The following is a 19,196-nucleotide window of genomic DNA, read 5'->3' as shown; positions in this document are numbered from 1 at the left end:
TGCAGAATGGCAATTGAGACAAAGGCACTAAATGCGGATAATCCGCATATTGTTTTTCAACGTAGTGATTACATGAGCACTTTGTTCGGGCGCAAGCTCTGGCTGGGCTTGGCTGTCGCCATCAGTCTGCTGACACTGATTCCTCTGGCCGTTATCGCGTTGACCTCGCTGCAACCCGATCCGCAAATCTGGCAGCACCTGCTGGATTATCTCTTGCCCAGTCTGCTGAAAAATACCTTGTTCATGGTGCTGGGTGTCGGGACGGGCGTCCTGTTGCTTGGCGTGCCGCTGGCCTGGTTGGTGGCAGTGTATGACTTTCCGGGGCGTCGTATCTTCAGCTGGGCGCTGATGCTGCCGCTGGCGGTGCCAGCTTATGTGATGGCCTTTACCCAGGTCGGTATTTTCGATTTTTCGGGGCCGGTGCAAAGCTGGTTACGATTGCATACCGGCAGCTCGGCATGGTTTCCGGCCATCCGTTCCGACAAGGGGATGGTGCTGGTCATGAGTCTGGCCTTCTACCCCTATGTCTATCTTTTGGCGCGAAATGCCTTCACCACCATGGGCCGTCGTGCGCTTGAAGTCGGGCAGTCGTTAGGCTTGTCGCGTGCCCAGGGTTTCTGGCGAATTGCCTTGCCGGGCGCGCGGCCGTGGATTGCTGGCGGCCTGATGCTGGCCCTGATGGAGACGCTGGCGGATTTCGGCACCGTCGCCATTTTCAACTTTGACGCGTTTACCAGTGCAATCTACAAGGCCTGGTTCTCGCTGTTCTCAATCGATACTGCCAAGCAGCTTGCTTCCTTGCTGGTGTTGCTGGTGTTTGTGCTGATCGTGTTCGAGCAGTATGCGCGTGGTCGCCGCAAGTATGCCCAGTCTGGCCGTTCGGCACCGATGCCACGCCTGGCCTTGCAGGGCTGGCAGGCCATGGCGGCATCGCTGTTTGCGGGTTTGGTGCTGTGTCTCGCTTTCGTGTTCCCGATGGTGCAGTTGGGCTGGTGGTCATGGCAGCTGTGGGATCTGGAGTGGAATGCCGATCTGTTTGGCTACACCTGGCGCTCGGTATTGCTGTCGCTGATGGCAGCGGGGGTGGTCGTGGTGCTGGCCTTGTTGCTGTCTTATGCGCGTCGTCGTGACGAGAGTCGTGCCATGCTGGTGGTGGCCAAGTTGGCGACGCTGGGTTATGCCGTGCCGGGAACGGTGCTGGCTGTTGGCGTATTTGTGCCGATTGCCTGGCTGGATAATCAGCTGATTGAGCTGTTTTATCAGGGCACCGAAACCACAGCAGTGCTGAAAGGCACCTTGCTGGTGATGCTGCTCGCTTATGCAGCGCGCTTCCTGGCTGTAGGGCACTCGGCGGTCGATGCCGCGATGAACCGCATTACCCGCAGTCAGGAAGAGGCGGCGCGGAATCTGGGCTTGTCCGGCTTCCAGCTTTTGCGTCGCGTGCATCTGCCGCTGTTGCGTGGCGGCCTGTTTGTCGGTGCGCTGATGGTCTTTGTCGATGTGATGAAGGAAATGCCGATCACCATGATGACCCGCCCGTTTGGCTGGGACACCTTGTCGGTACGCATTTTCGGTCTGACCTCGGAAGGGGTTTACGATCAGGCGGCCTTGCCGGCGATTGTGCTGGTGCTTGTCGGGCTGATACCGACACTTTTGCTTTCCCGCCAGAAGGATTATTCGTGATGGGTGTTTTGCTGGAACTGGGTCGAATCGCCCAATCATATGGTGCGCGCCAGGTGGTGCAGGAAATGAGCTTTTCTCTGCAGGAGGGCGAGATTGCCTGCCTGCTGGGGAGCTCGGGATGTGGCAAGACCACGGTTTTGCGTTGTATTGCCGGTTTCGAAAAGCTGTCCGGTGGCGAAATTCGCTTGGCTGGCGAGGTCATCGCCAGTCGTGATTTCAGCAAGGCGGCGCACTTGCGTCAGGTCGGCATGGTGTTTCAGGACTATGCCTTGTTCCCGCATCTGGACGTTGCGGCCAACGTGGCGTTCGGTTTGCATGGTTTGTCCTCGGCCGAGCGCAAGGCGAGGGTGATGCAGATGCTGGAGGTGGTGGGCCTTGCGCAGTATGCCAATGCCTATCCGCACGAGCTGTCCGGCGGTCAACAGCAGCGGGTAGCGCTTGCGCGCGCACTGGCGCCGAAGCCGCGCTTGCTGTTGCTGGACGAGCCGTTTTCCAATCTGGATGTGGACTTGCGCCAGCGCTTGTCGCAAGAGGTGCGCAATATCCTGAAGTCACAGGGTATGACAGCGATTCTGGTGACGCACGATCAGCAAGAGGCTTTTGCCATGGCGGACAAGGTCGGCATCATGCACCAAGGTCGGCTCGAGCAATGGGCGGCGCCCTACGAGCTGTATCATGTGCCGGCTACGCCCTATGTGGCTGACTTCATTGGCCAGGGGGCTTTCGTGCCGGCAATCATCAGCGGCGAGCGTTGTGTCGAGCTGGAGGTGGGCGAGTACTGCAGTGTCGAGCCGCTGCCGTTTAGGATTGGCGACAAGGTGAGGGTGTTGTTGCGACCTGATGATGTGGTTCACGATGATCACAGTGCCTTGACGGCTGTCATCCGGCACAAGGTATTCCAGGGCTCGGACTTCATGTACACCCTGAGCCTGCCTTCCGGGCAAGAGGTGCTGGCACTGGTGCCGAGTCACCATGATCATGCAGTGGGCGAGGCAATCGGCATCCGGCTGGAGCTCGATCATCTGATTGCTTTTGCGCAAGCCTGACAGTCGGGACGTAAAAAAAGCCTCCGTAACGGAGGCTTTTTTATCAGATGAGCATGTGCTGGATTAGCCGGCCAGCCAGGTCTGCGGATGCGACTCCAGCCAGTTCTTGATGTTCTTGGCATCGTTGACGCGGGCGGCGCTGCCGTTTGCGGCCAACATCACGAAGATCAGACGCTGGCTGCCTACGCCGGCCTGCATTACCAGACAGCGGCCGGCTTCCTGGATATAGCCGGTCTTGGACAGACCGATATCCCACTCACCTTCACGCACCAGCGGATTGCTGTTCTTGTAATGCAGTACGCGGCCCGGCAGTGGCTGTACCGTATACTCGTGCGTGGTGCTGAAGTGCTTGATCAGCGGATATTGCGATGCCGCCTTGACCATGCGGGCCAGATCGACAGCGGTGGCACTATTGCGCATGTCCAGGCCGGTGGCATCATGGAAGCTCGCTTGCTGCATGCCGATGGCGCGCGCCTTGCGATTCATCTGGGCGATGAAGGCCTCGGTGCCGCCGGGATAGGTGCGGGCCAAGGAGGCCGAGGCGCGATTTTCCGAAGACATCAGGGCCAGTAGCAGCATATCGCGACGGGTGAGGGTCGAGCCGACGGACAGTCTCGAGCTGGTGTTTTTTAGCTTGTCGATTTCCTGGTCACTGATGGTAATCGGCACATCCAGCGGTAAACCTGAATCCAGAATGACCATGGCAGTCATCAGCTTGGTAATCGAGGCAATCGGCAGTTTTTGCAGTGCATTCTTCTGAAAGAGCACTTTGCCGGTCTGACTGTCGACCACGGCAACCGAGTGGGAACTCAGATGCGGCTGGTCGGCGGTAATGGGGTGATAGCTGGCGGTCTGGGTGGCATTGGCAAAATTGCAGCCAATGGCAAGCACGCTTGCCAGAATGATATTTCTCAGCATCTCGAATGGCTCCGATGCATGATTAGTTGACGAACATTTACATTACATTTTAAATCGGCAGCCTGAGATTTGTCTGAAGTTTATGTAGGTTTATACGGATAATTCCGGGTGTTTTTGTGGTAATAATCTCGAAACAAGGCAGCTGAAATGCTAATTGATTTTCCGGGCAGTCCATTCAGGCTGAATCAGCCCTTTCCACCCGCTGGTGACCAGCCGGCTGCGATCGAATCTCTTCTGGGCGGGCTGGAGGATGGTTTGTCATATCAGACGCTGCTTGGGGTAACCGGCTCGGGTAAAACCTATACCATGGCCAATGTGATTGCACGCAGTGGCAGGCCGGCCATCATCATGGCGCACAATAAAACGTTGGCCGCACAGTTATATTCTGAAATGCGGGAATTCTTTCCGCATAATGCCGTCGAGTATTTCGTTTCTTATTACGACTACTATCAGCCCGAGGCCTATGTGCCTAGTCGGGATCTTTTTATCGAAAAAGACTCGAGTATTAACGAGCATATCGAGCAGATGCGTCTGTCTGCCACCAAGTCCATTCTCGAACGGCCGGATTGCATCATCGTTGCGACGGTGTCGGCGATTTACGGTATCGGTGACCCGTCTGAATATCACCAGATGATTCTGCATCTGAAAGAAGGCGATAGCTTGCCGCAGCGCGAAATGATTTCGCGGCTGGTGGCGATGCAATATGACCGCGCCGAGATGGATTTCGCGCGTGGCAGCTTCCGGGTGCGCGGCGATGTAATTGATATCTTCCCCGCCGAGAGTGCCGAGCTGGCTATCCGTGTCAGTCTGTTTGATGACGAAATCGAGAATCTGACACTGTTCGATCCGCTGACCGGCAAAACCCAGCAACGGGTGGGACGTTTTACCGTGTTTCCGGGTAGTCACTATGTCACGCCGCGCGATACCGTGCTGCGGGCTTGCGAGCAGATCAAGGTCGAGCTGCGGGATCGTATCGAGTGGTATCAGAAAGAAGGCAAGCTGGTCGAGGCGCAGCGTATCGAGCAGCGCACACGCTTTGACCTTGAAATGCTGTATGAAATGGGCTTTTGCAAGGGCATCGAAAACTACTCGCGCCACTTCTCCGGCCGTCTGCCCGGCGAAGCGCCGCCGACGCTGATTGACTATCTGCCCAAAAACAGCCTGATGTTCATCGATGAGAGCCATGTCACCGTGCCGCAGGTGGGGGCGATGTATAAAGGTGATGCGGCACGCAAGCTGAATCTGGTCGATTACGGCTTCCGTCTGCCTTCTGCCGTGGATAACCGGCCGCTGAAGTTTCACGAGTTCGAACGATTGATGCCGCAGACGGTGTTTGTCTCGGCTACGCCTGCCGATTATGAAAACCAGCATGCCGGTCAGGTGGTCGAGCAAGTGGTGCGGCCAACCGGTCTGCTTGATCCGCTGATCGAGATCAGGCCGGTGGCGACCCAGGTGGATGACCTGCTGTCTGAAATCCGGATACGTACCCAGCGAAACGAACGGGTGCTGGTGACTACGCTGACCAAGCGCATGGCTGAGCAGCTGGCGGAATACTATACCGAACATGACATCAAGGTACGTTACCTGCATTCCGATATCGATACCGTGGAGCGGGTGGAAATTATTCGTGATCTACGACTCGGTATGTTTGATGTGCTGATCGGGATTAACTTGCTGCGTGAAGGCCTGGATATTCCGGAGGTGTCGCTGGTGGCGATTCTGGATGCGGACAAGGAGGGCTTCTTGCGTAGCGAGCGCAGTCTGATTCAGACCATAGGCCGTGCGGCACGCAATCTGCAGGGTTGTGCCTTGTTGTACGCAGACAGAATTACCAACAGCATGCAGCGCGCCATTGCCGAAACCGAGCGTCGTCGTGCCAAGCAGGAAGCATTCAATGCCGAGCATGGCATTGTGCCGCGTGGCGTCAGCAAGAAGATCCGCGACATGATTGATGGCGTTTATGCGGCGGAGTCGGACAAAACCTCACGCGGCAAATCGTCTGCCAATGTCTTGAAGGACGAAAAATCCTTGGCCAAGGAAATCAAGCGGCTGGAAAAAGACATGCTGGATGCCGCGCGAAATCTGGAATTCGAACGTGCGGCCAAGTTGCGCGACGAGTTGCGGCAGCTGAAAGAGCAGGCCTGGGTAAACCCTGACTAAGACCAATATGCAGAAAAATGGGGCTGCTAATATGTTTCGCGTGCTGTTTGTCTGTACCGGCAATATCTGCCGATCGCCCACTGCCCATGCCATTTTGCGTGATATGGTGCGGCAGCGAGGCTTGAATGATGCTGTCAAGGTCGATTCGGCTGGTACAACGGCATATCATGTGGGCGAAAGTGCGGATGCACGCACCATCGTGACGGCAAGTCGTCATGGTGTGTTGATGCAGGATTTGCGTGCCCGGCAGTTTGTCACTGATGACTGGCAGGCAGATTTGATCCTGCTTGCAGGTGCTGAGCACTATCTGTTTTTGCAAAAGAAAATGCCCGGGCAATGGCAGGGTGAGCTGGCCATGATATTGCCTGATGGGGATGTGCCGGATCCTTACTACGGTGGGCAGGCGGGTTTTGACGAGGTTTTCGGATTGTTGCAGCGTGCTTGCGAGCAGTGGCTGCAGTATATAGAGAGACGATTGGGTCAGCTTGAATCGATTAAAGAATAAGATCGGAGTGTGGTCATGATACCGCCACGCACAGACAGGCCGCCGGCCAAGCCGGTCGAGATTACGCCTAGCTATACTGCGGATACCATTCTGGCGAAACAGCAAGGGCGTGCTGTCATCGGCCGTCAGCCTTTGATTGCCATTGGTTCGTCGACTGGCGGTACCGAGGCTTTGCGAGTGCTGTTGACGGCGCTGCCTGCCAATATGCCACCTATTGTCATCACCCAGCACATGCCGGAGATGTTCACCAAGTCTTTTGCCCAGCGGCTAGACTCCTTGTGCAAGCTGACGGTCAAGGAGGCGGAGGATGGGGAGCGCCTCCATGCCGGTACGGTCTATATCGCACCAGGGCATTCGCATCTGCTGATCAAGCCTCATGCTTCACTGGGCTATGTTATTGGCTTGCATCAGGGGCCACCGGTCAATCGGCACAAGCCATCAGTCGATGTAATGTTTCGAGCTGCGGCCAACGTTGCCGGCAAAAATACCATTGGTGTCATCCTGACCGGCATGGGGCGCGATGGGGCGGCCGGTATGGCTGAGTTGAAGGAAGTGGGTGCGCGAAATATCGCTCAGGATGAAGCATCCTGTGTGGTATTCGGTATGCCGAAAGAGGCAATTGCACTTGGTGGAGTGCATGAGGTGTTGCCGCTCGCTTCTATTGCATCAAGGTTGGCCGCATTGACTAATCATGCTGCCGAATAGTCGTTTTCAAAGAATATAAGTAACAATGAAATATCTACCGGTTCTGGTTGTTGAAGATGATGCAGACTTGCGTGAGGCGCTGGTCGATACCCTGTTGCTAGCTGGATATGAGGTGCTGGAAGCGGGGGATGGAGAGCAGGCACTGACGGTATTGTCACAGCATCCGGTCGGTTTGATCGTGTCAGACGCCCAGATGCAACCGATGGATGGTTACACCCTGTTTGAGCGAGTCAGATCGTTATATCCCTCATTGCCATTTGTATTGATGACCGCGTATGGCGTGATTGAGCGGGCGATTGCTTTGCTGCGCGCGGGCGCGAGTCATTATTTGCTCAAGCCATTCGAGCCGGATCAGCTGATCAATGAGGTTCAGAAATTCCTGCTGCCCGAGCCACAGGCCGATGAGGGTTTGATTGCGTTTTCCCCGGCGATGAAACGACTGCTGGCGATTGCAAGTCAAGTGGCACCCAGTGATGCTTCTGTGCTGATCAGTGGCCCGAGCGGTGCCGGCAAGGAAGTGTTGGCGCGTTATATGCACCGCCACTCTCGCCGCAAGACCGGCCCTTTCATTGCCGTTAACTGCGCTGCGATACCCGAGAATCTGCTTGAGTCCACCCTTTTCGGGCATGAGAAAGGTGCGTTTACCGGTGCGGCAGCGGCATTGCCGGGCAAGTTCGAGCAGGCGCAGGGGGGGACCATCCTGCTGGATGAGGTGACGGAGATGCCCCTGGCCTTGCAGGCAAAGTTGCTGCGGGTCTTGCAGGAGCGTGAAGTTGAAAGGGTGGGTGGTACCAAAGTTATCAAGCTGGATATCCGGGTATTGGCAACCAGTAATCGCGATGTTTTGAAGGAAGTGCAAGCGGGTAATTTTCGGGAAGATTTGTACTTCCGCCTGAATGTTTTTCCTCTGAATGTACCTGCCCTGCGTGAACGGCCAGAGGATATTTTGCCTTTGGCGCGAAAATTGCTTGAAAAGCACGCAACCCCTTTGGATAAAGGTCGCTTGGCTTTGGGCGGTGAGGCCGAGCGTGAATTGACGGCCTATGACTGGGGGGGTAACATCCGCGAACTGGACAATGTAATGCAGCGGGCGGCAATTCTTGCCGCAGGGCAGGAGGTTTCTGCCGCTGACTTGATGCTGAATCTTGGTGCTGTTTCTCGTGCCGAAATCGAAGTGAAGGGTGCTGATTCAGAATACGAACCACACTCTTTGGATATCAAGTCGCTGGAAAAACGCCATATTCTCGAGGCTTTACAGGCAGCTGGTGGTGTAAAAAAGCTGGCTGCTGAAATGCTCGGGATGAGTGAGCGTACGCTGAGGTATAAATTGCAACGGTATCGCGAAGAAGATGGTGACCTATAGTTGCTAGAGGTCTGAATTTTTTCGAGAGGTTACTATGTCCACGCAGGGTATTAATCAGTTATTGGGCGAACTGCGCGCCATGTCATCAATGGCTGCGGGCAAATCCACAGCTGCTGAGTCTACGCCTCAGGTTGATTTTTCCGATGTTTTGAAATCAACACTCGAACAGGTCAATCAGGTTCAGACCACTTCTCTTGAGCTGCAAAAGAAGTTTGAGCTGGGGGAGGAAGGCGTTAACATTCAGGATGTCATGGTTTCAATGCAGAAAGCTAGCCTGAGCTTCCAGACTATGGTGCAGGCGCGAAACAAGCTGGTAACGGCCTACCAGGAAATCATGAATACGCAAGTGTAGCGTCGTTTGCCTGAACTCTGGCCTGCGGCGGTAAGATCAATAATCAAATAACCACTGTATGGCTGATCTGGTCGAGAATAATGCTTCACCGGGATTGAAAGAGCGTGCCAATGGACTATTGGCACGCTTTAATGCGCTTCCGGCAAACAAAAAAATATTGTTTTTCAGCGCAATCGCCGCAGTCATTTCCATTGCACTCGCCTTGCTGGTCTTTAATCGCGAGCCTGCCTATAAAATTCTGTTTTCCGGCTTGTCTGATCGGGATGGTGGTCAGATTACCGCTGCTTTGCAGCAGATGAACGTGCCTTACCAGATTGGTCAGGGGGGAGTCTTGTCTGTGCCTGGTGATCAGGTCTACGACATCAGGCTGAAGTTGGCGAGCCAAGGGTTGCCCAAGACGGCAGGAGTCGGTTTCGAGCTGATGGACAAGCAGAAGTTCGGTATCAGCCAGTTTGCCGAGCAGGTCAACTATCAGCGTTCTATCGAAGGTGAACTCGCTCGTACGATTGAATCCGTAGGGGTGGTAGAAAGTGCCCGTGTGCATCTGGCGATGCCGAAACAGACTGTATTTTTGCGGGATCAGCAACAACCTACCGCATCAGTAATGCTGAGTATGCTGCCGGGCAGAATTCTGGATGCAGGCCAGATTGCGGGCATTATGCACTTGGTGTCGAGCTCGGTGCCTAATTTGCCGCTGAAGAACGTATCGATTGTTGATCAGGACGGCAATCTGCTTTCTGCAGTGCCAGAGCAGAATAATGGTTCGCTTGATCGCCGCCAGCTTGATTATGTAAGACAGATTGAGGGCGATTACACCAAGCGGGTGGAAAGCATTCTCGAGCCGATTTTTGGCAAGGGTAATGCCAAGGCTCAAGTGACTGCTAATGTTGACTTTTCAGAGTCGGAGCAAACTTCAGAAACCTTCCGCCCTAATTCAACACCAAATCCCTCTGCTACACGTAGTCAGCAGATCAATGAAACGCTGAATCGGAATGCCACTTTCCCTTCCGGCGTGCCTGGTGCATTAACTAATCAACCGCCTTCTGCAGCGTCGGCGCCGTTGACACTGCCGCCTGGCGCTGCACCTGGAACGGCGACCTTGTCCGGCGTGCCGCTGGATGCATCAGCTGGTGCCTTGAGTCGACAGGTAACTACCAATTATGAAGTTGATAAGACTATTCAGCACGTAAAAGCCCAGAAGGGTGTGATCAAGCGGCTAACTGCGGCAGTAGTGGTGAATTACAAGCTGGTGCCGGATGCGGAAGGTGTATTAAAGCCCACGCCCTTGACCGAGAAGGAGTCTTCCCAGATCAATAATCTGGTGAGGGAGGCAATTGGTTTCAATCAGGAGCGCGGTGATTCGGTCAATGTAGTTAATGCCAGCTTTGCCGATGCGGCGCCTGTCTTGACAGTGCAGGACAAAGCGCTGGATTTTGCAGTCAATAATGCGGCCGAGCTGTTCAAGTATGGTCTGCTGTTGATTGCAATCCTCTATCTGGTATTCGGTGTCATCCGTCCGGTAATGCGAGATGTGATCAATCCGCCGCCGCCACCTGCGCCTGAGCCGGATGATGAGCAGGCTGCAAGCGGTCGCTTGCTAGCTGTTGCGGGCGAGGAAAGCGAAGAGGATGAGCAAAGCACAGAAGGTGCTGCTGCTGATCAGCTGTCGCCGAAGGAGCAGCAGAAACGGACCTTTGAGGCTACCATGCAAGAAGTGCGAGAGCTGGTTAAATCTGATCCGCGCATGGCCGCACAGATTATCAAAGAGTGGATAAGTTCTGATGAGTGATGCAGGCATCCGTCGTAGCTCGGTATTTCTTTTTACCTTGGGACAGGCTGAGGCTATCGAGGTTTTCAAGTACCTCGGGCCCAAAGAAGTGCAGAAGCTCAGTTTGGCTATGGCCAGTCTGAGTAATCTGAGTCATGAGGAAGTCGAAACAGTTGTTGGCCAGTTCAAGGACGAGTTTGCTGCGCGGGCCAACTTTGGTGCCACTGACGAGTATCTGCGAACAGTGCTGATGGAGGCGCTTGGCCCGGATAAGGCGGCCAACCTGCTTGACAAGATTCTGCAGGGTAATGACCACAGCGGCATCGAAAGCCTCAAGTGGATGGACCCGCAGTCAGCGGCAGACCTTATCCGTAACGAGCATCCGCAGATTATCGCTACCATCATGGTCCACTTGGACCCGGACTTGTCGAGTGCCATTCTGGCTTATTTCCCGGAGCGTATGCGTAACGAGGTGCTGATTCGTACCGCTACGCTTGAAGGTGTTCAGCCACAGGCATTGCGTGAACTGAATGATGTGTTGACTCAGTTGCTGTCTGGCTCTGATCGTGTCAAGAAGAGTGCGGCTGGTGGTGTGGGCATGACTGCCGAGATTCTTAACTTCCTTGGCTCCAATATTGAAGCTTCGGCACTCTCCTACATTCGTGAGTATGATCCGGAGTTGGCTCAGCGGATTCAGGACAAAATGTTTGTCTTTGATAACATCATTGAAATTGATGATCGTTCAATTCAGACTATTTTGCGTGAGGTGGCTTCTGATTCGCTGGTTGTTGCTTTGAAGGGCACCAGTCAGGAATTGAAAGACAAGATTTTCCGCAATATGTCTTCTCGCGCAGCAGAAATGCTGCGGGATGACCTCGAGTCCAAAGGGCCAGTCAAGCTGTCCGAAGTCGAGGCGGAGCAAAAAGAGATTCTCAAGATCGTTCGCAAGCTGGCGGACGAAGGTCAGATCGTTCTAGCAAGCAAAGGTGGAGACGAAGGACTTGTCGAATAACAATGTAATTCCCGCCGAAGCGGTTGGCCAATGGCGAAGTTGGACAATGGGGGAAATCGGGAATACTGCTGCAGCGCCGCCGGCTGAGGCTGATCTGCAGCCAAGCCAGCCTGATGCAAGCCAGGCACCAGAGCCCCCTGCAGAGGGGGCTTTTGTTATGGAGCCGCCAGTGCAGGAAGATAGTGATGTGCTGGAGGAGACTGAGCTTGTGCCAATGGCAACGGCTTTTCCGACGGCTGCGGAGCTGGAGGCAATCCATCAGGAAGCCTGGCACGCGGGTTTTGAGGCTGGCCGTCAGGCTGGTGAAGAACAGGGACGTGCCGAAGGTGCGCAGCAGGCGCTCGCGCAGGCTGCCGAGCAGTTTGAATCTTTCTGGCAGCCGCTGGAAGAGCTGCAACAAAGCTATGCGACGGAGTTGGCCGCAATGGAAGCCGAGTTGGCAGAGCAATTGCGGATGCTGTCTGTCCAGCTGGCCGAGAAAATTGTTGGCCATGTTATTCAGCATGATCCTGGTATCTTGCGTTTGCTGATTTCGGATGTGCTTGAAGGGCTTTCGCAGGAGTTGTCGCAAGCACGTATTGCCGTCAATCCTGAAGATATGGCGACCTTGCAGGCGTTTTGGGCTGATGGGGCCTCAGGCTTGCGTTTGCAATGGGTGGCAGATCCGTCGATTGCGCGTGGTGGTTGCCTGATTCAGACCCAGCTTGGTCGCGTTGACTTGACCTTGCCTGAGCGGATGAGGCGCTTGCGGGCGGCTATCGGGGTGTCGGCAGATGCATGACATGCTTGCAAGGCAAAAGCAGTTTTTGCAGGATTGCCAACAGCAGGTTCGCCAGTGTGTGACCTGGCAGCCTGAAGGTTGCCTCACGCGGGTGACCGGGCTGGTGATGGAGGCTGTCGGCTTGCGGCTGCCAGTCGGCAGTGCCTGCCAGATTGATGTTCTGCCTGGCTATCAGGTTGAGGCTGAGGTTGTCGGCTTTTCCGGGGATAAGCTGTATCTGATGCCACTCAGTAATGTGCAAGGGCTGCAGCCGGGCTTGTCGGTGCGCGCGTTTCAATCCTGCTTTCCACCTGCTTATCCGCCACTGGCCCGAAGTGAGTCGGTCATCGCGCCTGGTCGACTGGTGCCGGTTGGCATGTCCATGCTTGGCCGCATTGTTGATTCACTGGGCCGGCCCCTTGATGGTCTGGGCGAGATTCAGGTGGAGGCCAGTTATCCACTGTATAGCCAGCCATTGAACCCGTTACGCAGAACACCGGTGCGCGATGTGCTGGATGTGGGTGTCAAGGCGATCAATGGTCTGCTTACGGTTGGCCGCGGCCAACGTCTGGGGCTTTTTGCCGGCTCCGGCGTAGGCAAGTCGGTCTTGCTTGGCATGATGGCCAAGTTTACACGTGCCGATATTGTGGTTGTCGGGTTGATTGGCGAGCGAGGACGTGAAGTCAAAGACTTCATTGATCACATTCTGGGTGAAGAGGGGATGGCGCGTTCAGTGGTGGTTGCTGCGCCGGCCGACTCTCCACCTTTGATGCGCTTGCATGGCGCGGCCTATGCGACTGCTTTGGCTGAGTATTATCGCGACCAGGGTATGGACGTTCTGCTGCTAATGGACTCGGTGACGCGTTATGCGATGGCGCAGCGCGAAATTGCATTGGCCATTGGCGAGCCGCCGGTAAGCAAGGGCTATCCGCCCTCGGTATTTGCCAAATTGCCGCAGCTGATCGAGCGGGCTGGTAATGCCGAGGCAGGTGCTGGCTCGATCACGGCATTCTATACAGTGCTGTCGGAGGGCGATGATCAGCAGGATCCGGTAGCTGATTCAGCACGTGCGATTCTGGATGGCCACTTCGTATTGACTCGTCAGCTGGCTGAGGCGGGGCATTATCCAGCCATTGATATCGAACAATCGATTTCACGGGTGATGGTCGATGTGACTTCGCAAGAGCATGTGAATCTGGCGCGTCGTTTCAAACAATTGTTCTCAAGCTATCAGCGTAGCCGTGATCTGATCAGCGTTGGTGCTTATGTGGCAGGGTCTGATCCGACATTGGACGAAGCCCTGCGCCGTCATGTTTCAATGGTGGGTTTCTTGACGCAGCCCATGCGGGAGCAGCATGGCTTTGCTGATACCGTGCAGCAATTGCAGCAGGTGCTGACGAGTTAGGTAATAAATCATGAGCAAGTTTGATATCTTGCTTCGTCTGGCGAATGACAAGCTTGATGCTGCTGCCAAGCGCCTGCAGCAGGCTCAGCTGGCCCAGCAGCAAGCGGAATCAACCTTTGCGCAGGTTGATCAGTTTGTGCGCGACTATCAACAGCGGATTCTGGCCATGGGGCAGGCTGGGATGGGTATTGCCAGCTGGCAGGATGCCAGGCTATTCATGCTGAAGCTGGATGAGGCGCGGGAGCAGCAGCAGAAAGAAGTCGAGCGCAGCATGCAGCGCAGCATGCTGGAGAAACAGGCGTGGCAGCAGGCCAGGCGTCAACTCAAATCCTATGAAGCCTTGCAGCAGCGAGAGGTGATCCGTCTGCAGCAGAAACAGGCAAAGCAGGAGCAGAAGCTCATGGATGATTTTGCCGCCAGAGCGGCAAGAACTCGGCAGGAATGAACGCCAAGGTTGCGCACATCACCCTTTTTGCGATGTCTGAGCGTGGCACGATTCCTGCTAAGAGTCGGCAATTATTGGAGTTGCGCCATGACTATCAGCCTTAATCCCCTGTTTGCCGGTTCGGCCCGCCATAATGTGCAATTGGCAGACGAAACTACTGCGGTTGATATGGCAAACCCTTTTGCCGGTTTGCTAGCTGCACAGTTGCAAGTATCCAGCATGCTGCCGGTAACGACTGCCCCTTCTGACTTGCCGAACGCGGAGCTGATTGATGAGTCTCTGCTAGAGTCTGCTGGACGAGCGCAAGCCGATATTCTTGGTTTACAGCCATCTGGTTCGCAAGGCATGCCGACATTACTTGATGCCAAGTTTCCAGCTCTGCGTACTGATGCTGACAGTGCACAGCAGGCTCAGGCGGATGGAGAATCTGCTTCCACTTGGTTGTTGGGAGCGGCTACGGTGGTGGATGCCTCTCAGGTGGTGGGCGCCACTCCAGTAATGGGCACCGCTCAAGTAATGGGGGCTGCCCAAGGTCAACTGAGGCCAGAATTGCTTGTTGGTGGTGGGCGGAATACCGTAGCTGATGACTCTGCCTCATCAATAAGGTTGGCTGCGCCACAAGTCGATGATCAACTTATGCAGCTAAAAGGCCAAGAGCCAGGAGCACTCGCTCTGCAGGGATCGAATGCGATGGCGGTGGCCTCGTCTGAAGGTAAGTTTTCTTTGATTGCTCCAATGCTCAAGGAGAATGCAGTTGCCAAGGCTGACAAGGCAATAGACATCAAACTCCCTGCCTCTGTGAAAGAACTGGTGTCGATGGTGGCATCGGCTCAGGGTGATAAGCCGATCAAGGAAATGGCTGATGCTAAAGTGCTACCTGTCATTGGGCGTCAGCTTGGTGCTGCTGAGTTTGCCGTGGCGGGAGGGCTCAAGGATAAAGGCTTTGCCGTTCGTATAGAGGCTGATATGGCCTTGTCTGCTGCAGGCAAAGACGGGCTGGTGCCGATGATGTTGCAAACACCGACTTTGCCGCAGTCGCTTGCACAGACAGTTCCTGCAGCAAGTGATGCCGTCATTGCAGAGCCGATGGCCAAGTCTGATGCCTGGGGAGCCGCCTTTGGCAAGCAGCTGATGAGTAATGCAGCCGCAGGCCTTGAGCAGACAACTATTCAGGTTAATCCCGAACATCTGGGGCCACTTGAAATCTCTATCACCATGAACAAGGAACAAGCACAGGTGATGGTGATTGCGGCCAACCCGCAGGCCCGCGATATTGTCGAGCATCATCTGCCCGCCTTGTCGCGCATGATGGAGCAGGCAGGTCTGCAGTTGGCAGATGCCCAGGTTTCCAGTCAGCAGCAGGGCCAGAATCAGGGGCAAGAGCAGGGGCGGCGCGCTGCCCAGCAGCATCGTGAGCCGGTGGCAGAGCTGAGTGCGCAAGTGGATGATCAGCCGGACCTTGTGGCTGGTGGCTTGGCAATCAAGGCATAAGCTGGTTTCCAGTGATTATTTCATCTGCCAATTATGATAGTGGGCGTGGGTCTGGCATTTTGTCGGCATGGATTTCTGCGGAATGACTGTTCAATCCGGATGGAAATAGGGGAAAATAGCCAATCTAACCCCTAACAGCTTTGGAGCGAGCATGGCCGAAAAAGAAAAGAAAGAAGAAACCAAAGAAGCCAAACCGTCAGGTGGTGGAAACAAGCTGATGCTGGTTGTTGTCATTCTACTGGTATTGGTATTGCTGGCCGTGGTAGGTCTCGGGGCTTATGTCTTCATGAGTAACTCCCACAAACCGGCTGATGCTGCCCACGCAGAAGAAACGGTCAAGGAAGAGAAGAAGAAAAAGAAGGAAGGTCCACCGGTATTCGAAAAGCTGGAGCCCTTTGTTGTCAATCTTGCGGGTGGCTCGGCCATGCTGCAGATCGAGTTGCAGGCAGAAGTGGCTGATGCCGAGGCCCAGGCCCAGCTCAAGGCTTATTTGCCCAAGATACGTAGCGCGATGATCCTGCTGTTGTCTTCGAAAACCGAAGAAGAGCTTCAGTCTGCAGATGGCAAGATCAAACTGAAGGCGCAAGTCAAAAAAATCATGAACGAGGCAATGGATGCGGCTGAAACCGAGCCGGTTGAAAATGTCCTGTTCACCTCCTTTATCATTCAGTTGCAGTAATCATGGCTGATGAAATCCTTTCCCAGGAAGAGGTCGATGCCCTTTTAAGAGGGGTGACCGGGGAAGAAGACGCTGACGGTGCCGATGGCGATGGGAGCGGAGTCCGCTCCTACGATATCGGCCGCCAAGAGCGTATTGTCCGTGGTCGTATGCCAACGCTCGAGATCATCAACGAGCGTTTTGCACGTAATTTGCGGATCGGCTTCTTCAACTTCCTGCGGCGGAATGCGGAAATCTCGGTTGGCCCTGTTCGGGTACTCAAGTACAGCGAGTTCATCCGGAACCTGGTCGTGCCGACCAACCTCAATCTTGTGCACGTCAAACCCTTGCGCGGAACAGGGCTGCTGATTTTTGATCCCGATCTGGTTTTTCTGGTTGTGGATAACCTGTTTGGCAGTGATGGTCGTTTTCATGTGCGGGTAGAAGGTAGAGACTTCACCCCAACCGAGCAGCGTATCATTCGCAAGATGCTGGAAGTCGTATTCGTTGAGTACGAAAAGGCATGGGAGCCAGTGTATCCGCTGGAGTTTGTTTATATCCGTTCAGAGATGAACACTCAGTTCGCCAACATCGCAACCCCGACAGAGGTTGTCGTGGCGGCAACTTTTCATATCGAATTGGGTGCTGGTGGCGGTGATTTTCACGTTTGCCTGCCGTACTCGATGGTCGAGCCGCTGCGTGACCTGCTGGCAAGTAGTATGCAGGCTGACCGAACCGAGGTGGATAATCGTTGGGTAAACCTGATGCAGCATCAGGTGCAGGCTGCTGAAGTTCAGTTGGTAGCGACTTTGGCAGAGACCAAGATTTCACTGGGCGATATCCTTAATCTCAAGGTTGGTGATGTGGTCATGGTTGATGTGCCGGAGCGGATCGTGGCCGATGTTTCGGGCATTCCCGTGCTGGAGTGCACTTATGGCACGGTGTCAGGCAACTATGCCTTGAAGGTAGAGAAAATTCTGGCCGGGGCTCATGAGTTGTATGAGAAGCCCATGTTAAGTGAAGAGGAACAGCAGGATGAGTGACGAGCAGGCTTTTGATCCGGACTCCGTGGCCGGAGCTGTTGATGATGAAGTCTCCATGGATGACTGGGCGGCAGCCATGGCCGAGCAGGAGGTTGCCGATGCTGCGGCAGCCGAGGTCAAGCCGGCCAGTAACCTGTTTCAGGATCTGGGTGGCAGCGCCAGTCAGGGGGCGGTGCCGCAGAATCTGGACATGATTCTGGATATTCCGGTTCAGCTGACAGTTGAGCTGGGGCGCACCAAGATTGCCATCCGTAACCTGTTGCAACTTGCCCAGGGTTCGGTGGTTGAACTGGATGGCCTGGCGGGTGAGCCGATGGATGTGCTGGTGAATGGTTGCCTGATTGCTCAGGGTGAGGTAGTGGTGGTGAATGACCGCTTTGGTATTCGCCTGACGGATATCATTACGCCGGCTGAGCGTATCAGACGATTGCAGAAATGATGAATTACATCTTTGCGCTATTGCTGGCATTGCCAATGCCGGCATTGGCCGAAGTGCCTGCTCAAGCAGGCACTTCGCCGTTCTGGGGCTTGCTGCAGGTGATGCTGGCCCTGTTGATCGTCCTGGCCGTGATCGTAGGTTTGGCGTGGGGCGTGAAGCGTATCGGCATGGGGCGCGTGCTGGGCCGTTGGCAGGTCGCCAAGGTCGTCAGTGGCGTGATGGTCGGCCCATCCGAGCGCGTGGTGGTGGTGGAGCTTGAGGGGCAATGGCTGGTGCTGGGAGTGACCTCCCATCAGGTCAATCTGCTGACGACCATGGCCAAACCGGATCAGCCATCAGGCCAAGCCGAGGCGGCGGAGATGCCGCAATTTGCCCAAAGGTTGGCCGCATTGCTCCGACAGGGGAGTGACAAGACTGGGGGCAAGGAGTGAAATTGTCCAAGGTGTTGTTAAGCGCTGTCTTGCTGTTGCCTGTGCTGGCATGGGCAGAAGGTTTGCCGATGATGACCAGTACACCGGCCGGTGGTGGCGGCCAGAGTTACTCGCTCAGCCTGCAAATGCTGTTGTTCATGACCTCGCTGACTTTCATTCCGGCGATGGTTCTGATGATGACTTCATTTACCCGCATCATCATCGTGCTGTCTTTGCTCAGGCAGGCGATGGGTACCATGCAGTCGCCGCCCAACCAGGTGCTGATCGGCCTGAGTCTCTTCCTTAGTATTTTCATCATGTCGCCGACACTGGATCAGGTCTACAGCAAGGCATGGGTGCCTTTGGCTGAAAATCGCATCAATATGATGCAGGCAGCCGATGAGGCGGCCAAACCGATGAAGGAATTCATGCTGGCGCAAACGCGCGAGAAGGATTTGGCATTCTTTATCGAGATTTCCCGCTCACCGGCACCGGCGACACCGGCTGAGGTGTCGATGAAAACGCTGATTCCGGCATTCATCATCAGCGAAGTGAAAACCGCTTTCCAGATCGGTTTCATGGTGTTTATTCCCTTCCTGATTATCGACCTGGTGGTGGCCAGTATTTTGATGGCCATGGGTATGATGATGGTGTCGCCGGTCATCATTTCCTTGCCGTTCAAGATCATGCTGTTTGTGCTGGTGGATGGCTGGACTTTGCTGTTGGGTTCGCTGGTGCAGAGCTTCGGAGTGCGATAACGATGATGACGCCCGAGACGGTCATTACCCTGGTGCAGGAGGGGCTTTACATGCTGATTCTGGTATCGGCACCGCCTCTTGCCGTTTCTCTGCTGGTTGGTTTGCTGGTCAGTATCTTGCAGGCCGCCACCCAGATCAACGAGATGACGCTGACTTTCATTCCGAAGTTGCTGGCCATGTTTCTGGTACTGGTGCTGGCAGGTCCGTGGATGCTGAGTACGCTGATGGATTACTTCACGCGCTTGTATCAGAGTATCCCGATGGTAATCGGTTGA

20 protein-coding genes are annotated in these 19,196 nt (G+C 55.0%); 19 read left to right on the top strand and 1 reads right to left on the bottom strand.

The genetic code is table 11. The annotated features are described in order from the left end of the window. Positions 1-72 precede the first annotated feature (72 nt). A complete protein-coding gene (locus tag ACZ9W6_RS11630) occupies positions 73-1,683 on the top strand; it encodes an ABC transporter permease (RefSeq protein WP_465191320.1) in 1,611 nt (536 codons plus the stop codon). Next, positions 1,683-2,729: an ABC transporter ATP-binding protein gene (locus tag ACZ9W6_RS11625; protein ID WP_465191319.1), complete on the top strand. Its 1,047-nt coding sequence runs from the start codon at positions 1,683-1,685 to the stop codon at positions 2,727-2,729. Before ACZ9W6_RS11630 ends, ACZ9W6_RS11625 begins: the two co-directional genes overlap by 1 nt. Positions 2,730-2,792: 63 nt before the next feature. Here ACZ9W6_RS11625 and ACZ9W6_RS11620 read toward each other — a convergent pair whose 3' ends face one another. Further along, positions 2,793-3,647 (bottom strand): serine hydrolase, encoded by an 855-nt coding sequence (locus ACZ9W6_RS11620; protein WP_465191318.1) that lies wholly within the window; start codon positions 3,645-3,647, stop codon positions 2,793-2,795. A 147-nt stretch (positions 3,648-3,794) separates the two neighbouring features. Here ACZ9W6_RS11620 and uvrB point away from each other — a divergent pair, with 147 nt between their 5' ends. The 17 genes from uvrB (at position 3,795) to fliQ (ending at position 19,196) form a co-directional block, all read left to right on the top strand. Then, the gene (gene uvrB / locus ACZ9W6_RS11615; RefSeq protein ID WP_465191317.1) at positions 3,795-5,807 is read left to right on the top strand and encodes an excinuclease ABC subunit UvrB; all 2,013 of its coding nucleotides are present in this window, start codon (positions 3,795-3,797) and stop codon (positions 5,805-5,807) included. 31 nt (positions 5,808-5,838) lie between these two features. Continuing rightward, positions 5,839-6,312: a low molecular weight protein-tyrosine-phosphatase gene (locus tag ACZ9W6_RS11610; RefSeq protein ID WP_465191316.1), complete on the top strand. Its 474-nt coding sequence runs from the start codon at positions 5,839-5,841 to the stop codon at positions 6,310-6,312. A gap of 15 nt (positions 6,313-6,327) precedes the next feature. Next, a complete protein-coding gene (locus ACZ9W6_RS11605) occupies positions 6,328-7,017 on the top strand; it encodes a chemotaxis protein CheB (protein ID WP_465191315.1) in 690 nt (229 codons plus the stop codon). A 25-nt stretch (positions 7,018-7,042) separates the two neighbouring features. Next, positions 7,043-8,380, top strand: a complete 1,338-nt coding sequence (locus ACZ9W6_RS11600) for a sigma-54-dependent transcriptional regulator (protein ID WP_465191314.1) — start codon at positions 7,043-7,045, stop codon at positions 8,378-8,380. A gap of 34 nt (positions 8,381-8,414) precedes the next feature. Beyond that, positions 8,415-8,732, top strand: a complete 318-nt coding sequence (gene fliE / locus ACZ9W6_RS11595; RefSeq protein ID WP_465191313.1) for a flagellar hook-basal body complex protein FliE — start codon at positions 8,415-8,417, stop codon at positions 8,730-8,732. Between the two features lie 58 nt (positions 8,733-8,790). Next, positions 8,791-10,521, top strand: coding sequence for a flagellar basal-body MS-ring/collar protein FliF (gene fliF / locus ACZ9W6_RS11590; protein ID WP_465191312.1), 1,731 nt, complete (start codon positions 8,791-8,793; stop codon positions 10,519-10,521). After that, positions 10,514-11,512 carry a flagellar motor switch protein FliG gene (gene fliG, locus ACZ9W6_RS11585; protein ID WP_465191311.1) on the top strand — a complete coding sequence of 333 codons (999 nt, stop codon included), beginning with the start codon at positions 10,514-10,516 and terminating at the stop codon, positions 11,510-11,512. Before fliF ends, fliG begins: the two co-directional genes overlap by 8 nt. Before the next feature lie 169 nt (positions 11,513-11,681). After that, a complete protein-coding gene (locus tag ACZ9W6_RS11580; protein ID WP_465191310.1) occupies positions 11,682-12,293 on the top strand; it encodes a FliH/SctL family protein in 612 nt (203 codons plus the stop codon). After that, a complete protein-coding gene (gene fliI, locus ACZ9W6_RS11575) occupies positions 12,286-13,677 on the top strand; it encodes a flagellar protein export ATPase FliI (RefSeq protein WP_465191309.1) in 1,392 nt (463 codons plus the stop codon). Before ACZ9W6_RS11580 ends, fliI begins: the two co-directional genes overlap by 8 nt. 10 nt (positions 13,678-13,687) lie before the next feature. Further along, complete coding sequence (gene fliJ, locus ACZ9W6_RS11570) at positions 13,688-14,122, top strand: flagellar export protein FliJ (protein WP_465191308.1); 435 nt, start codon at positions 13,688-13,690, stop codon at positions 14,120-14,122. 87 nt (positions 14,123-14,209) lie between these two features. Further along, positions 14,210-15,613 carry a flagellar hook-length control protein FliK gene (locus ACZ9W6_RS11565; protein WP_465191307.1) on the top strand — a complete coding sequence of 468 codons (1,404 nt, stop codon included), beginning with the start codon at positions 14,210-14,212 and terminating at the stop codon, positions 15,611-15,613. 151 nt (positions 15,614-15,764) lie between these two features. Then, entirely contained in the window at positions 15,765-16,292 is a 528-nt protein-coding gene (locus ACZ9W6_RS11560) for a flagellar basal body-associated FliL family protein (RefSeq protein ID WP_465191306.1), read from the top strand. Between the two features lie 2 nt (positions 16,293-16,294). Continuing rightward, complete coding sequence (gene fliM, locus ACZ9W6_RS11555) at positions 16,295-17,314, top strand: flagellar motor switch protein FliM (protein ID WP_465191304.1); 1,020 nt, start codon at positions 16,295-16,297, stop codon at positions 17,312-17,314. Beyond that, positions 17,307-17,753 (top strand): flagellar motor switch protein FliN, encoded by a 447-nt coding sequence (fliN, locus tag ACZ9W6_RS11550; RefSeq protein WP_465191303.1) that lies wholly within the window; start codon positions 17,307-17,309, stop codon positions 17,751-17,753. The genes fliM and fliN overlap by 8 nt, the downstream gene beginning before the upstream one ends. After that, positions 17,750-18,184 carry a flagellar biosynthetic protein FliO gene (gene fliO / locus ACZ9W6_RS11545; RefSeq protein ID WP_465191302.1) on the top strand — a complete coding sequence of 145 codons (435 nt, stop codon included), beginning with the start codon at positions 17,750-17,752 and terminating at the stop codon, positions 18,182-18,184. The genes fliN and fliO overlap by 4 nt, the downstream gene beginning before the upstream one ends. A gap of 68 nt (positions 18,185-18,252) precedes the next feature. Further along, the gene (gene fliP, locus ACZ9W6_RS11540) at positions 18,253-18,921 is read left to right on the top strand and encodes a flagellar type III secretion system pore protein FliP (RefSeq protein WP_465191450.1); all 669 of its coding nucleotides are present in this window, start codon (positions 18,253-18,255) and stop codon (positions 18,919-18,921) included. Between the two features lie 5 nt (positions 18,922-18,926). Further along, the gene (gene fliQ, locus ACZ9W6_RS11535) at positions 18,927-19,196 is read left to right on the top strand and encodes a flagellar biosynthesis protein FliQ (protein ID WP_465191449.1); all 270 of its coding nucleotides are present in this window, start codon (positions 18,927-18,929) and stop codon (positions 19,194-19,196) included.

This window comes from Vogesella lacus, from assembly GCF_979366295.1.
This window is presented reverse-complemented; position numbering and strand designations above follow the sequence as displayed.